At 71.2% G+C, this 13,539-nt stretch carries 14 protein-coding genes; 8 read left to right on the plus strand and 6 right to left on the minus strand.

All coding sequences use genetic code 11. The annotated features are described in order from the left end of the window. Positions 1-34 precede the first annotated feature (34 nt). Together P2Q00_RS34735 and P2Q00_RS34740 are read right to left on the minus strand one after the other, a co-directional pair. Entirely contained in the window at positions 35-1,732 is a 1,698-nt protein-coding gene (locus P2Q00_RS34735; RefSeq protein ID WP_275777711.1) for a BACON domain-containing protein, read from the minus strand. Positions 1,733-1,881: 149 nt separating this feature from the next. Continuing rightward, on the minus strand, positions 1,882-2,184 hold the full coding sequence (locus P2Q00_RS34740) for a hypothetical protein (RefSeq protein ID WP_275777712.1): 303 nt from the start codon (positions 2,182-2,184) through the stop codon (positions 1,882-1,884). A gap of 745 nt (positions 2,185-2,929) precedes the next feature. Between P2Q00_RS34740 and radA the strand changes: the two genes are divergently transcribed. The 3 genes from radA to P2Q00_RS34755 all read left to right on the plus strand — a co-directional run bounded on the left by radA (position 2,930) and on the right by P2Q00_RS34755 (position 6,132). Beyond that, entirely contained in the window at positions 2,930-4,339 is a 1,410-nt protein-coding gene (radA, locus tag P2Q00_RS34745) for a DNA repair protein RadA (RefSeq protein ID WP_275777714.1), read from the plus strand. 81 nt (positions 4,340-4,420) lie between these two features. After that, positions 4,421-5,545, plus strand: coding sequence for a DNA integrity scanning diadenylate cyclase DisA (disA, locus tag P2Q00_RS34750; RefSeq protein WP_275777715.1), 1,125 nt, complete (start codon positions 4,421-4,423; stop codon positions 5,543-5,545). A 137-nt stretch (positions 5,546-5,682) separates the two neighbouring features. After that, positions 5,683-6,132, plus strand: a complete 450-nt coding sequence (locus P2Q00_RS34755; RefSeq protein ID WP_275777718.1) for an RICIN domain-containing protein — start codon at positions 5,683-5,685, stop codon at positions 6,130-6,132. A gap of 98 nt (positions 6,133-6,230) precedes the next feature. On the opposite strand, the gene P2Q00_RS34760 is transcribed toward P2Q00_RS34755, so the two are convergent. Beyond that, positions 6,231-7,043 (minus strand): hypothetical protein, encoded by an 813-nt coding sequence (locus tag P2Q00_RS34760; protein WP_275777719.1) that lies wholly within the window; start codon positions 7,041-7,043, stop codon positions 6,231-6,233. 150 nt (positions 7,044-7,193) lie between these two features. Here P2Q00_RS34760 and P2Q00_RS34765 point away from each other — a divergent pair, with 150 nt between their 5' ends. The 5 genes from P2Q00_RS34765 (at position 7,194) to cseC (ending at position 11,706) form a co-directional block, all read left to right on the plus strand. Next, positions 7,194-8,150, plus strand: coding sequence for an HhH-GPD family protein (locus P2Q00_RS34765; protein ID WP_275777720.1), 957 nt, complete (start codon positions 7,194-7,196; stop codon positions 8,148-8,150). A 262-nt stretch (positions 8,151-8,412) separates the two neighbouring features. Further along, a complete protein-coding gene (locus tag P2Q00_RS34770; RefSeq protein WP_123966700.1) occupies positions 8,413-8,952 on the plus strand; it encodes a SigE family RNA polymerase sigma factor in 540 nt (179 codons plus the stop codon). Next, complete coding sequence (locus P2Q00_RS34775) at positions 8,940-9,602, plus strand: hypothetical protein (RefSeq protein ID WP_275777724.1); 663 nt, start codon at positions 8,940-8,942, stop codon at positions 9,600-9,602. Before P2Q00_RS34770 ends, P2Q00_RS34775 begins: the two co-directional genes overlap by 13 nt. Before the next feature lie 51 nt (positions 9,603-9,653). Continuing rightward, positions 9,654-10,358, plus strand: a complete 705-nt coding sequence (cseB, locus tag P2Q00_RS34780) for a two-component system response regulator CseB (RefSeq protein WP_266519037.1) — start codon at positions 9,654-9,656, stop codon at positions 10,356-10,358. A gap of 10 nt (positions 10,359-10,368) precedes the next feature. Then, the gene (gene cseC / locus P2Q00_RS34785; protein ID WP_275777728.1) at positions 10,369-11,706 is read left to right on the plus strand and encodes a two-component system sensor histidine kinase CseC; all 1,338 of its coding nucleotides are present in this window, start codon (positions 10,369-10,371) and stop codon (positions 11,704-11,706) included. A 20-nt stretch (positions 11,707-11,726) separates the two neighbouring features. On the opposite strand, the gene P2Q00_RS34790 is transcribed toward cseC, so the two are convergent. From P2Q00_RS34790 to P2Q00_RS34800, 3 genes are read right to left on the minus strand one after another with little or no spacing between them, the layout of a single operon-like run. Further along, on the minus strand, positions 11,727-12,590 hold the full coding sequence (locus P2Q00_RS34790) for a class I SAM-dependent methyltransferase (protein WP_275778120.1): 864 nt from the start codon (positions 12,588-12,590) through the stop codon (positions 11,727-11,729). A gap of 5 nt (positions 12,591-12,595) precedes the next feature. Then, a complete protein-coding gene (locus P2Q00_RS34795; RefSeq protein ID WP_275777729.1) occupies positions 12,596-13,030 on the minus strand; it encodes a VOC family protein in 435 nt (144 codons plus the stop codon). A 22-nt stretch (positions 13,031-13,052) separates the two neighbouring features. Then, the gene (locus P2Q00_RS34800) at positions 13,053-13,508 is read right to left on the minus strand and encodes a helix-turn-helix transcriptional regulator (protein WP_425579562.1); all 456 of its coding nucleotides are present in this window, start codon (positions 13,506-13,508) and stop codon (positions 13,053-13,055) included. Between the last annotated feature and the right edge of the window lie 31 nt (positions 13,509-13,539).

Consider the following 13,539-nt stretch of genomic DNA (forward strand, 5'->3'; position numbering starts at 1 on the left):
TCGCCGAGGCCGCTGAGCTCGCCGGCGGCTGCGCTCACGACGCCGTAGGGCTCGGGTCTCCGCTGTCCGTGGGCGGCGGTGTCGAGCCCCTCGGGTCGGACGGGGCGGAGTCGGTGGGTGTGGGCGCCGGGGACGAGGGCGGGGTGCTCGGGGTGGGGTCCGAGGCGGTCGGGGTCGGTTCCGGGGCGGACGAGGGCGGCGGGGTGTCCGGGCTGCTCGGACCGGGGGCGGTCGGGCTGGGCGCGGTGCCGTAGCCCTCGATGGAGACGACGGCGCCCGTCGGTGAGACCGCCACCCGTGCGCTCCAGGAGCCGGACGGCTCGCGCAGATGGTCGACGTACACCTTGATCGTCAACGATTCGCCGGGCCTGAGCGTTCCCGACGACTGGCTCAGGTAGAGCCAGGAGGTTCCCGTGGACGCGGACCAGCGCACCGGTGCGGGTCCGGCGGCGGTGAGGGTGACGAGCGTGGTGTCGCCGCTGTTGCCGGCCGACACTTCGAGGTGACCGGCGCCCTTTCCGCGGATGCCGGTGACGCTGATGACCTCCACGGAGATATCGGGGTTGTGTCCCTTGCCGAAGGGGCCGCCGGGCCTGGTGCTGGCGTTGCCGGCGTTCTCGTAGCCGCCGCCCGACGCCTCGGCGCCCAGGCTGACCGGGCCGGGTGCCTCGCCGGCGGTGGCGGAGGTCCCGTCCGCGCCCTCGGGTGCGCCCCGGTGGGCGGCCCACAGGGCGAGCATGGGGGCCGCCACGACGGTGGCGACGACCGTCGTCGTGACGGCACGCGCGCGTAGGCGGTCGCGGCGGGCGGCGCGGTCCTTGGGGTCCATCGGGAAGCCGCGCCGGTCGAACCGGGGAACGGCGGCGCCACGCGCGCGTGGCTGATGGGCGGCCGCCATGTGCAGGGCCGCGCGGGGAGCCTCCAAAACCGGCAGCTCGGCGGGGGTGACCATCGCGCCGGGCCAGCGGCCGGGGATCGCGCGCTCGGCGCTGCGGCGGCAGCGCGGACAGTCGTCGACGTGCCGGACGAGCTCCTTGCGCAGGGCCGAGCTCAGCACCAGCTGGTTGTCCCCGGTGAGCCGGGCGACGCTCGGGCAGCCGCCGGTCTCGACGACGGCGAGGGCCGCGCGCGTGCGCTCTACCTCGCAGGCGGCGGAGGCCAGCAGTTCGCGGGCGGTGGCGAGGTCCAGGCCCAGCACCGCGGCGACCTCATGGGCGGCGAGGTGGTGACGCACGGCGAGTTCGAGCGCCTCACGCTGCTCGGGGGTGGTGCCCGCGGCCTCCGGCCAGGCGAGCAGGGCGAGTTCGCGGCGGCGCTGCTGCTGGGCCTCGTCGGTGTCGGGAGGGTTGGTGGGGCCGGTGCGGTCGGAGGGGCTCTGTCTGTCGGCACTCTTCCGGCCCGCCGCGTGCGTGCCCTGACGTTTCTGCTTGGTCTCGGCCAGCTTGCGCAGACAGGCCCAGCGGGCCAGCGCATACAGCCAGGCCCGGCGGTCGCCCGGCGCCTCCGGACCGCGGCGCTTCTCGGCGAGTGCGAGTGCTTCGCCCAGGGCCGCGGTCGCCGCTTCGTGGTCGCACAGCACGGACAGGCAGTAGGTGAACAGCCCGTCCAGATAGGGCTCGTAGCGCGCGGGCGGCCGCTGCGCCAGCGTGCGCGCAGCGGCACGGTCACGTGCCTCCCGGCGCGCCTGGTCTGCGCCGGTGATGCGGGGCGAGGTCTCCGGGCTGCTGCTCATCCGTGGACCGTAGGCGGCTCGTGATGAACCCTTCTTCCCCCTTGAGCACTTTTAATCCATACGGGTGAAACGATCCCTCAATCGGGTACAGGAACCGCCTGTTCCGTGGCTGGTTACCGACTGCGGTGGCCGGTTCTCGGAGTGTCGGATCATGTGCTCGGGCGACGTGCGGCGGGCAGGGGGGACTCGGGGTCGTCGTAGAGGAGGGAGAGGCGGTGGTCTCGGCCGCGGGCGCGCAACTGCCAGAGTTCATGCGGGAGTTCGGTGAGGGAGCCGAGGCCTGAGAGGAAGGCCTGGACCTCCTCCCGCAGGCGCAGGCATTCGGGCCCGCACTGCTGCGGATGCGGGCCGGCAGTCCACAGGACCGCATCCGCGCGCAGCCGCTCGTCGAACGACGGCTTCAGGGCGGCGGACAGGTCGGGGATTCCGACCGCCGGGCCGTCCCCGACCAAGGACTCCCAGCCGGAGCCCCTGGACGCGTGCAGGGCCCAGAGGACGGAGGCGGAACGGAACGGCGCGGTGGCCCCCGTCAGGAGGAGGCGGGGCCGTCGCGGGTCGGGCGCCGGTGAATGCGCTGGGCACGGTCGCGGGCTCGTTCGGCGCTCTTTTCGTCCCCCGGCGCCGGCGTAGGTTTCGGCGGCGGCCCACGTGCTGGGTGCATCGCAGCCCGGCCCGGTCTCCCGCGCCCCACTCCGCGCCGCCGTAACCGGGGGATGCGCCCCCAGCGCCCCCTAAGGACGCCTGCACGCGTGCGTGGCTGCTGATTCCGATGCCGGGACCCTCCTGCGGCAGCCCCTGCACCCGGATCGGGACGCCGCGGTACTCCGCGATGATCCAGGAAGAGCGCATCGAGTCGACGGGTGACCTCCGGGGGCCCGGTCCCGGTCCGGGTCGACGTCGATGGCGGACTCGTACCCGGTCAGCCCGGTGTCGACGAGACCGCCGTACAGCTCTCGCGCCAACCTGATCCGGTCGTCCTCCGACAACGGCCCACCCTCCTGCCACCGCGGTGCGGCCCCTCCACGACGGGTCCTGTGATGGCGTTCGGCAGTCGCGATTCCACGAAGATCGACCATCGCGAGTAGGCGCATTGCGGCAACTCCACGCGCTCTCCACGAGCTTCCGCGCCCCTGGGGCCGGTCCGGCGGATCAGCTCGGCGTCGGGCGTTGTCAGTGGGCTCGGTTACGGTTCTCGACATGGCTGCCCGTACCAAGTCCACCAAGGACCGCCCGTCCTACCGCTGCACGGAGTGCGGCTGGCAGACGGTCAAGTGGCTCGGCCGCTGCGCCGAGTGCCAGGCGTGGGGCACGATCGAGGAGTACGGCGCGCCCGCGGTCCGTACGACGACACCGGGGCGCGTCACCACCTCCGCGGTGCCCATCGGCCAGGTCGACGGCCGCCAGGCCACCGCGCGCACCACCGGCGTGCCCGAGCTGGACCGGGTGCTCGGCGGCGGGCTCGTGCCCGGCGCGGTGGTGCTGGTGGCGGGCGAGCCCGGCGTCGGCAAGTCGACGCTGCTGCTGGACGTGGCGGCGAAGTCGGCGAGCGACGAGCACCGCACGCTGTACATCACGGGCGAGGAGTCGGCCAGCCAGGTGCGGCTGCGCGCCGACCGCATCAAGGCCATCCACGACCACCTGTACCTCGCCGCGGAGACCGATCTGGCCGCCGTGCTCGGCCACTTGGACGCGGTGAAGCCCTCGCTCCTCATCCTGGACTCCGTGCAGACCGTGGCCTCCCCGGAGATCGACGGCGCCCCAGGCGGCATGGCCCAGGTGCGCGAGGTGGCCGGCGCGCTCATCCGCGCCTCCAAGGAGCGCGGGATGTCCACTCTCCTTGTGGGCCATGTCACCAAGGACGGAGCCATCGCCGGCCCCCGCCTGCTCGAACACCTCGTGGACGTCGTCCTCAGCTTCGAGGGCGACCGGCACGCGCGCCTGCGTCTCGTCCGGGGCGTCAAGAACCGCTACGGCACGACGGACGAGGTCGGCTGCTTCGAACTGCACGACGAGGGCATCACGGGCCTCGCCGACCCGAGCGGACTTTTCCTGACCAGACGTGACGAACCGGTCCCCGGCACCTGTCTGACGGTCACCCTGGAGGGCCGCCGCCCCCTGGTCGCCGAAGTCCAGGCGCTCACCGTCGACTCGCAGATCCCCTCCCCGCGCCGTACGACCTCGGGCCTGGAGACCTCCCGCGTCTCGATGATGCTCGCCGTCCTGGAGCAGCGCGGCCGGATCAGCGCACTCGGCAAGCGCGACATCTACTCCGCGACGGTCGGCGGAGTGAAGCTCTCCGAGCCCGCCGCCGACCTCGCCGTCGCCCTCGCGCTGGCATCGGCGGCGAGCGACACCCCGCTGCCCAAGAACCTGGTCGCGATCGGCGAAGTCGGCCTCGCGGGCGAGGTCAGACGGGTCACGGGCGTCCAGCGCCGGCTCGCCGAAGCACACCGCCTGGGCTTCACCCATGCGCTCGTTCCGGGCGACCCCGGCAAGATCCCTTCCGGCATGAAGGTCCTGGAAGTCGCCGACATAGGGGACGCTCTGAGAGTCCTTCCGCGCTCCCGTCGCCGAGAGGCCCCGCGGGACGAGGAGGACCGCCGGTAGACTTTGCCCTGGTCTCGCCCATCCGTGCGATCAGAATGTGCGACACGGGGGCGCCCCAGAACCTGCGACCGGAGGAGTGCAGTGGCAGCCAACGACCGGGCGGCAGCTCCCGGAAAGTCCGGTGGGAGCTCCGGTGCCGATGGCCTGATGCGCGCCTCACTGAGCGCCGTGGCTCCCGGCACGGGCCTGCGCGACGGGCTTGAACGGGTACTCCGCGGCAACACCGGCGGTCTCATCGTGCTCGGCTTCGACAAGACCGTCGAAACCATGTCCACCGGCGGTTTCGTACTGGACGTCGAGTTCACGGCCACGCGCCTGCGCGAGCTGTGCAAGCTCGACGGCGGCATCGTGCTCTCCTCCGACCTGTCGAAGATCCTGCGGGCGGGTGTGCAGTTCGTGCCCGACGCGACGATCCCGACCGAGGAGACGGGCACCCGGCACCGCACGGCGGACCGGATCTCCAAGCAGGTCAACTTCCCGGTCGTCTCCGTCTCCCAGTCGATGCGCCTCATCGCCCTGTACGTCGACGGTCAGCGCCGCGTCCTGGAGGACTCCGCGGCGATCCTGTCCCGCGCCAACCAGGCCCTCGCGACCCTGGAGCGCTACAAGCTGCGCCTGGACGAAGTCGCGGGCACCCTGTCGGCGCTGGAGATCGAGGACCTGGTGACGGTCCGGGACGTGTCGGCGGTGGCCCAGCGCCTGGAGATGGTGCGCCGCATCGCCACCGAAATCGCCGAATACGTGGTCGAACTGGGCACCGACGGGCGTCTCCTCGCCCTCCAGCTCGACGAGTTGATCGCCGGCGTGGAACCCGAGCGCGAGCTGGTGGTCCGGGACTACGTGCCCGAGCCCACGGCCAAGCGCTCCCGTACGGTCGACGAGGCCCTCTACGAGCTGGACGCCCTCACCCACGCCGAGCTTCTCGAACTGCCCACGGTGGCAAGGGCGTTGGGCTACACGGGCTCTCCGGAGGCACTCGACTCGGCGGTCTCGCCCCGCGGCTTCCGCCTGCTGGCCAAGGTGCCGCGCCTCCCGGGCGCGATCATCGACCGTCTCGTGGAGCACTTCGGGGGCCTCCAGAAGCTGCTCGCGGCGAGCGTCGACGACCTGCAGACCGTCGACGGCGTCGGCGAGGCCCGAGCCCGAAGCGTTCGGGAAGGTCTGTCGCGGCTGGCCGAGTCCTCCATTCTGGAGCGGTACGTCTGAGTTCCTGGCCCGATGCCCCAACGTCGGGGCACTTCCCCCCGGTTGACCCAAATACCGTTGCGTGGAGTGATCATGCGGGGTAGCTTGACGCCGACCATTTCGTTCGATTCTCAATTCGAACTCTGAGGGGGAACTCCATGAAGAAGCGCCTCATAGGAACGTTCGCCGCGGCGGCGGTTCTCGCCCCAGCGTTGACCCTTGCGGGCTCAGGGCCGGCATTCGCCGCCGGCAACCCGGTCACCTGGAACAACAACTGGACCGGCGACAACCTGGCGTACGTCAACTCCCGCGTCCGTCTGGTTTCCGGCAGTGGCTACTCCACACACTGGACCGAGTACAGGCAGTCCGACGGCACCTACTTGATGAAGTTCGGCAACGGGAAGTGCCTCGACAGCAACAGCGACGGTGACGTGTACCTTCTCGACTGCAACGGTGGCGACTACCAGAAGTGGTACGAGATCCACGAGTCCGCCGGCTGGGTCCTTAAGGACAAGGCCACCGGGCTCGTTCTCGACACGGGGGGCACCGGAGTGGTCTACACCGACAGGCGAGGCGCCTCCACCAACGCGGCCCAGCACTGGAGCTGAACCTCAGTTCACACCACAGTGAAGAGACACCCCCGGCCTCGTCGAGACCGGGGGTGTCCCCTTTCCCGACCGTCCTGGACAGCCCGCAGAGGCCCTGCTCAGTCGGCCGACAGCACGAAAGACACCTGCACCTTCCCGAACCCGGGCGCCGCCGCCTCCACCAGATACGTGCCGGCCCCGGCAGACCCCGCCGCAGGCGTCGCGCACTCGGGAGCGCTCGGCTTCCGGTCCCACTTCACGGAGTAGGTGATACTGCTGCGGTTGGGCACCCGGAACACCAGGTTCCCGGAGCCCTGGGGGCAGTCCGCGGAGGACCAGTAGTTGCTGTGGCTGCCCGCCTGGGTGATCGTCAACACCGCGCTCTTCGGCCCGAGATCGATCTTGCAGTCGAAGCCCGAGGTGTTCGCGGCGGTCAGCAGCAGCGTGGGCGTCTGACCGGGCGAGTACGTGTTGCGCAGGCTGCGCACGGACAATTTCACGGAGCTCGTCGTGCAGTTGGGGATCGAGGAACTCGCCGGAATCGCGTCGCCCCGGCCGACCCCGATGCCGGAACCGGCACCGCCCGTACCGCCGCCGGCCGCCCCTTCGGAGCCCCCGGTCCCGGAGTCCGAGCCGGATCCTGACCCCGAACTGCCTCCGGAATCCGACCCGCTGGAGCCCCCGCCGCCCGACTCGTCACGACCGCCCGGCGCTTGGCTGATCGCGGGACCCGAACTCGACGGCCCCGCAGTGATCGTGGGCGCGGGAGTGTTGCCGTTCGCCCCGTCGTCCTTCTTGGCGCCGCCACCGCCCGACAGGACGATCCACATGGTCAGCAGCGCCAACAGGGCGACCACAGACACGAGTACGGCCCTCCGTCGCCAGTAGATGGTGGAGGGGAGCGGCCCGACAGGATTGCGCAGAGATCCCACGGCGCAAACTGTACGAGAGATCGGCGCCTCAGCAGGCCCCACCCGCCGCCGGTTCGTCAACTTTTCCGGATCATCATCCCGGTCCGCACGACGCACCGCGCACGGGACGGCGGCCCAACCGACCGGGGCCATGGCAGGATCGGAAATGCCATGACTGCTCCCACGAAGCCCCCGCACAGCAGCCCCGCCGACGGCCCGGCCGACGCGCTCGCTGGTTCCCCTCCCGGTGAGGGCCACGTAACCCTCCATGCCTCCGTCATCGACTGGTTCGACGAGAACGCCCGCGACCTGCCGTGGCGGCTCCCGGAAGCCGGCCCCTGGGGTGTGATGGTCAGCGAGTTCATGCTGCAGCAGACGCCGGTCAACCGCGTGCTGCCCGTCTACGAACAGTGGCTGGCCCGCTGGCCGCGCCCCGCCGACCTGGCCCGGGAGGCGCCCGGCGAGGCGGTCCGCGCCTGGGGCCGGCTCGGCTACCCGCGCCGCGCCCTGAGGCTGCACGGCGCCGCCGTCGCCATAACGGAACGGCACGGCGGGGACGTACCCACCGACCACGCCCAGCTCCTCGCGCTGCCCGGCATCGGCGAGTACACGGCCGCGGCCGTCGCCTCCTTCGCGTACGGGCAGCGGCACGCCGTGCTCGACACCAACGTCCGCCGGGTCTTCGCGCGCGCCGTCAGCGGCGTCCAGTACCCGCCGAACGCCACGACCGCCGCCGAACGCAAGCTCGCCCGCACCCTGTTGCCCGAGGACGAGCAGACCGCCGCGCGGTGGGCGGCCGCCTCCATGGAGCTCGGCGCGCTCGTCTGCACGGCCAAGAACGAGACCTGCCACCGCTGTCCCATCGCCGCGCAGTGCGCCTGGCGGCTCGCGGGCAAGCCCGAGCACAACGGGCCGCCGCGGCGCGGGCAGACGTACGCGGGCACGGACCGGCAGGTGCGCGGAAAGCTGCTCGCCGTGCTGCGCGAGGCCCACGCGCCCGTGCCGCAGGCCGCTCTCGACCGGGTGTGGCACGAGCCGGTGCAGCGCGCGCGGGCGCTCGACGGGCTCGTCGCGGACGGTCTCGTGGAGCCGCTGTCCGGTGGTTTGTATCGGCTGCCGTTGACGTAACCGCTCGTAACATCACGCCGCATCACACCCCGCCGACCTGCCAAATCGCCCCATAGCCATGCGATTCGGTGCACCTGTTTACCCCGTTCCTACGTCCGTTACACAACCGACGGACAGCCGATTGCTAGCCGAGCGCTGCTTCGGACAGCGCCGTGACAACACCTCCGTAGCTTCATTTGCGTGCCCGGCAGAAGCGGGCTGTTACGGAACAGACCGACGGCGATCAAGCCGGCCGGGAACGGGGATCGGGAGGCGGTTCGACATGGCGCAGGGCGAGGTGCTCGAGTTCGAGGAGTATGTCCGCACGCGGCAGGACGCGCTGCTGCGCAGCGCCCGCCGGCTGGTCCCGGACCCGGTGGACGCACAGGACCTGCTCCAGACGGCGCTGGTACGGACGTACGGCCGCTGGGAGGGCATCGCGGACAAGCGGCTCGCGGACGCCTACCTGCGGCGCGTGATGATCAACACGCGGACCGAGTGGTGGCGGGCCCGGAAGCTGGAGGAGGTCCCGACCGAGCAGCTGCCGGACGCCTCGGTCGACGACTCCACCGAGCAGCACGCGGACCGCGCCCTGCTGATGGACATCATGAAGGTGCTGGCTCCCAAGCAGCGCAGCGTCGTGGTCCTGCGACACTGGGAGCAGATGTCGACGGAGGAGACGGCCGCCGCCCTGGGCATGTCGGCCGGAACAGTCAAGAGCACGCTGCACCGGGCGCTCGCCCGGCTCCGTGAGGAGCTGGAGAGCCGCGATCTGGACGCACGCGCGCTGGAGCGTGGGGAGCGGGAGCGTTGCGCGGCCTGACCGGGGCCGGGCCCGAACGGGCCCTAGGCAGTTCACAGGCGGTGATCACGGTGGGGGCCGTGTTCGCCGCCGTCGCCCTTTTCACCACCGCGTGCGGCAAGGGGGGCACGGGTGCCCGGGACGAGGGCCCGGCACACGCATCGGCGATCGCGGGTGCCGTCGCCTCCCCCTCACCCAGCCCGTCCGGGGGCTTTCGGCGGGTGGACGCGGTCTCGCTGATCAAGCAGGACTCGAAGGTCTCCCCGGCGGTGAAACGCGAGCTGCAGCCATGCAGCGGCGACGGCTACCCGGTCAAGGCCACCTACGGCTATCTGACCGGCGGATCGGTCAACGACGTCCTCGTCAATGTCTGGAGCTGCGGTGACGAGGTGGGCGTCGGTGTATACGTGTACCGGGACGTCAAGGGCACGTACGAGAATGTGTTCAAGGCGGAGGAGTCGCCGGTCTACGCCGAGATCGACGGCACCGACCTGACCGTGGCCCAGCAGGTGTACGACACGAACGACCCGGTGTCGAACCCGTCCCGAGAGACCGTGACCACGTACAGATGGAAAGCGGGCCGGTTCGCCCAGCACAGCACCCACGAAACCGACTACAGCGAGCTCGACTCCGGCGACGACGACACGCCCACGCCCGCGCCGGACCACTGACCCCCACACGCACGCACACACACGCACACCACGAGGACAGAGAGCAACGGGATGGCAGAGCAGACCCACGTCCTGTTCGTCGAGGACGACGATGTCATCCGTGAGGCCACCCAGCTCGCCCTGGAGCGGGACGGCTTCGCGGTCACCGCCATGCCCGACGGCCTGTCGGGTCTGGAGGCGTTCCGGGCCGACCGCCCCGACATCGCCCTGCTGGACGTGATGGTCCCCGGTCTGGACGGCGTCAGCCTGTGCCGTCGGATCCGGGACGAGTCCACCGTTCCGGTGATCATGCTGTCGGCGCGCGCCGACTCCATCGACGTCGTCCTCGGCCTGGAGGCGGGCGCCGACGACTATGTGACCAAGCCGTTCGACGGGGCCGTGCTGGTCGCGCGGATCCGGGCCGTACTGCGCCGCTTCGGACACGCTGGCGGCAGCGACCGGACCGAGATCGCGGAGGACCCGCTGACCGGTGCCGTGCTCACCTTCGGGGACCTGGAGGTCGACACCGAGGGCATGGAGGTGCGCCGGGCCGGGCAGCCGGTCGCGCTCACCCCGACCGAGATGCGCCTGCTGCTGGAGTTCTCCTCCGCGCCGGGCACCGTGCTCTCCCGCGACAAGCTGCTGGAGCGTGTCTGGGACTACGGCTGGGGCGGGGACACCCGGGTCGTCGACGTGCATGTGCAGCGGCTGCGGCAGAAGATCGGCCAGGACCGGATCGAGACGGTCCGCGGCTTCGGCTACAAGCTGAAGGCCTGAGCGGGCGGTCATGCGGCGGATCCTTCGCTCCCCGGTCCGGCGCATGGAGCGCGCGGGCCTGCACACCGGGCTCAGATGGAAGCTCAGCGCGGCGATCGCGCTGGTGGCCGGCCTGGTGGCGATCACTCTGAGCCTTGTGGTGCACAACGCGGCCCGGGTCTCGATGCTCGACAACGCGCGCGACCTGGCCAATGAGCGCATCGAGATCGCGCAGCGCAACTACGACCTGAACCGGCGGCCGAACTTCCCCAACATCAAGATCGACGACCCCGACCTGCCGGACGCGCTGCGCGACAAGGTCCTGGATGGCCGCAAGGCCAGCGACGTCATCGACCACGGCGGGGTGCCGGACATCTGGGCCGCCGTACCGGTCAAGGACGGGCATGTGCTGTCGCTGCACACCGGGTTCACCGACCGCAGCACGGACATCCTCAAGGACCTCGACCAGGCCCTGGTGATCGGCTCCATCGCGGTGGTCCTCGGCGGCAGTGCGCTGGGGGTGCTCATCGGCGGCCAGCTCTCGCGCCGGCTGCGCAAGGCGGCGGCCGCGGCGAACCAGGTCGCCAAGGGCGAGTCGGACGTACGGGTGCGGGACGCCATCGGCGGGGTCGTGCGGGACGAGACCGACGATCTGGCGCGTGCGGTGGACGCCATGGCGGACACGCTGCAGCAGCGGCTTGAGGCCGAGCGCCGGGTCACCGCGGACATCGCGCACGAGCTGCGCACCCCGGTGACGGGCCTGCTGACGGCCGCCGAACTGCTCCCGCCGGGCCGTCCGACGGAGCTGGTACTGGACCGCGCGAAGGCCATGCGCACCCTGGTCGAGGACGTACTGGAGGTGGCCCGCCTCGACAGCGCCTCCGAGCGGGCCGAGCTGCAGGACATCATGCTCGGCGAGTTCGTCACCCGGCGGGTGGCAGCGAAGGACCCGTCCGTCGAGGTGCGGGTGGTGCACGAGTCGATGCTCACGACCGACCCGCGCCGCCTGGAGCGCGTGCTCATCAACCTGATCGCCAACGCCGCCCGGCATGGCAAGCCGCCGATCCAGGTCACCGTCGAGGGCCGGGTCATCCGGGTCCGCGACCACGGCCCCGGCTTCCCCTCCGACCTCCTCGCCGACGGCCCGAGCCGGTTCCGCACGGGCAGCGCCGACCGCGCGGGCCACGGCCACGGCCTGGGCCTCACGATCGCCGCCGGTCAGGCCCGCGTACTGGGCGCCCGCCTGACCTTCCGCAACGTACGCCCGGCGGGGGCACCGGATCACGTACCGGCGGAGGGCGCGGTGGCGGTGCTGTGGCTGCCGGAGCATGCGCCGACGAACACGGGCAGCTATCCGATGCTGCCCTAGCTCTCACACATCCGCGGCTCTCATACGACGGCCATCAGCAGCTCCTCGCCCCGCGACGGCCGCAGCCCGTCCGTCCGGCCCGCGAAGTACCGCTGTTCGAGATCCGCCGCCGAGATGTGCCGGACCTCCCGGAAACCGGCCGCGCTGGCCAGGGCGAGGATCTGCGGCGGCCGGTAGAAGCTGAGGAAGGGGGTCCCGGCCGCGCGGGCGCCCTTCATCGCGACCTCGAGCTGCGGACGCTCCTCCGGCTCGACGTCCTCGATAGGCCGCAGGAAGGTCGTGACCAGCATCGATCCCGGGGCGAGCCCCGCGACGAGCCGGAAGGTCGCCTCGACCGCCTCCGTGGTCAGATACATCGTGACGCCCGCGGACGCCACCACGGCAGGCCGGCCGGTGTCGAACCCGGCCGCGAGCAGCTGCCCCCACCAGTCCCCCTCGAAGTCGACCGGCACGAGCCGCAGCCACGGGGGAACGCCCAGGCCGAGATCGGCGAGACGCCGCCGCTTCCAGGCCTGCGGCCCGGCCCGGTCGACCTCGAACACCCGCAGCCCCCGGGCACCGGCCTCCGGCCGCCGCTGCGCGAACGTATCGAGCCCGGCACCGAGAACCACGTACTGATCCACCCCCTCCCCCACCCGCTCCACGACCAGGTCCTCGACGAACCGGGCCCGGGCCACGATGGACGCCCGGGTGCGGCGCGTGGCGTGCACGTCCATGTCGGGCCGGTCGCGCCACCCGTCACCCGGATCCGCGAGCCGCAGCCCGATCTCGTCCTCGATGACGTGCGGCGGCGGATCGGCCCGGAGGTGCAGGGCCCGCCAGAGTGCCACGCGTATGGCAGTGTGGTCGGCGGCGACGGCGTCGGCGATCGTGTCGTCCCCCATGCCGGTCACCCGAAGTCCTTGGAGAAGTCCAGCTCCTCGCTGCGCTCGGTCAGCGAGTACCAGTTGCCGCTGTCGTCGCGGAAGACCGCCTCGATGCCGTACGGCCGCTCCTGGGGCGACTGCAGAAACTCCACTCCCCTCGCCCTGAAGGTCTCGTAGTCCCCGCGGCAGTCGTCCGTACGGAACGCCCCCGCGCCCAGCACCCCCTTGCTGACCAGCTTCTTCAGCGCCTCGGCGGACTCCGGGTCGAGGCCCGGACCGTCCAGGCTCATCAACGCCAGCTCGACCCCCGCCTGCTCCTTGGCACCGACGGTGACCCACTTCATGTCACCCATCGACACCTCGTCCCGCACCTCGAAGTCCAGCTTCTCGGTGAAGAAGGCCTTGGTGCGCTGCTGGTCGAACGTCCATACGGTGGTGATGCCCAGCCCCAAGATCACGGCTCTGCTCTCCTCGCCTCGGTCACGGTGTTGTGTCCTGTTCGTCACCGTAGGCAGGGCGGGGTCCGGGGCGCTTCTTCAAAGTTGCGGTGGGGAAGCCGCCGGCCCACAGCATCGCGTAACACCCCGGTATGAGGGCGGCTCCCCGGCCGACATGCTTGGTCCGGTACTCACTCGGCGTCAGCCCGGTCCGCGCCTTGAACCGCGCCGAGAAGGTGCCGAGGCTGCTGAACCCGACCAGATTGCAGATCTCGGTGACGCTGAGATCCGCACTGCGGAGCATCTCCTCGGCCCGCTCGATCCGGCGGTGCGTCAGATACTGCCCGGGCGTCTCGCCGTAGGCCTCCTTGAAGGCCCGCAGAAAGTGAAACCGCGAATACCCGGCATGCCCGGCAACCACCCCCAGATCCAGCTCCGAATCGGCCCAGTCACGGTCCATGGCGTCCTTGGCCAGCCGCAACTGCCGCATTTTGTCCATACGGTGATGGTGGCACGGGGGTCTGACATCC

This window comes from Streptomyces coacervatus (assembly GCF_029223485.1).
In the GTDB taxonomy this organism is placed as follows: Bacteria; Actinomycetota; Actinomycetes; order Streptomycetales; family Streptomycetaceae; genus Streptomyces; species Streptomyces coacervatus.

Coding starts and splice junctions, on each gene's coding strand:
- P2Q00_RS34735 (WP_275777711.1), bottom strand. CDS start 1,732: ATGAGCAGCAGCCCGGAGACCTCGCCCCGCATCACCGGCGCAGACCAG.
- radA (WP_275777714.1), top strand. CDS start 2,930: ATGGCTGCCCGTACCAAGTCCACCAAGGACCGCCCGTCCTACCGCTGC.
- P2Q00_RS34755 (WP_275777718.1), top strand. CDS start 5,683: ATGAAGAAGCGCCTCATAGGAACGTTCGCCGCGGCGGCGGTTCTCGCC.
- P2Q00_RS34765 (WP_275777720.1), top strand. CDS start 7,194: ATGACTGCTCCCACGAAGCCCCCGCACAGCAGCCCCGCCGACGGCCCG.
- P2Q00_RS34770 (WP_123966700.1), top strand. CDS start 8,413: ATGGCGCAGGGCGAGGTGCTCGAGTTCGAGGAGTATGTCCGCACGCGG.
- cseB (WP_266519037.1), top strand. CDS start 9,654: ATGGCAGAGCAGACCCACGTCCTGTTCGTCGAGGACGACGATGTCATC.
- cseC (WP_275777728.1), top strand. CDS start 10,369: ATGCGGCGGATCCTTCGCTCCCCGGTCCGGCGCATGGAGCGCGCGGGC.
- P2Q00_RS34790 (WP_275778120.1), bottom strand. CDS start 12,590: ATGGGGGACGACACGATCGCCGACGCCGTCGCCGCCGACCACACTGCC.
- P2Q00_RS34800 (WP_425579562.1), bottom strand. CDS start 13,508: ATGGACAAAATGCGGCAGTTGCGGCTGGCCAAGGACGCCATGGACCGT.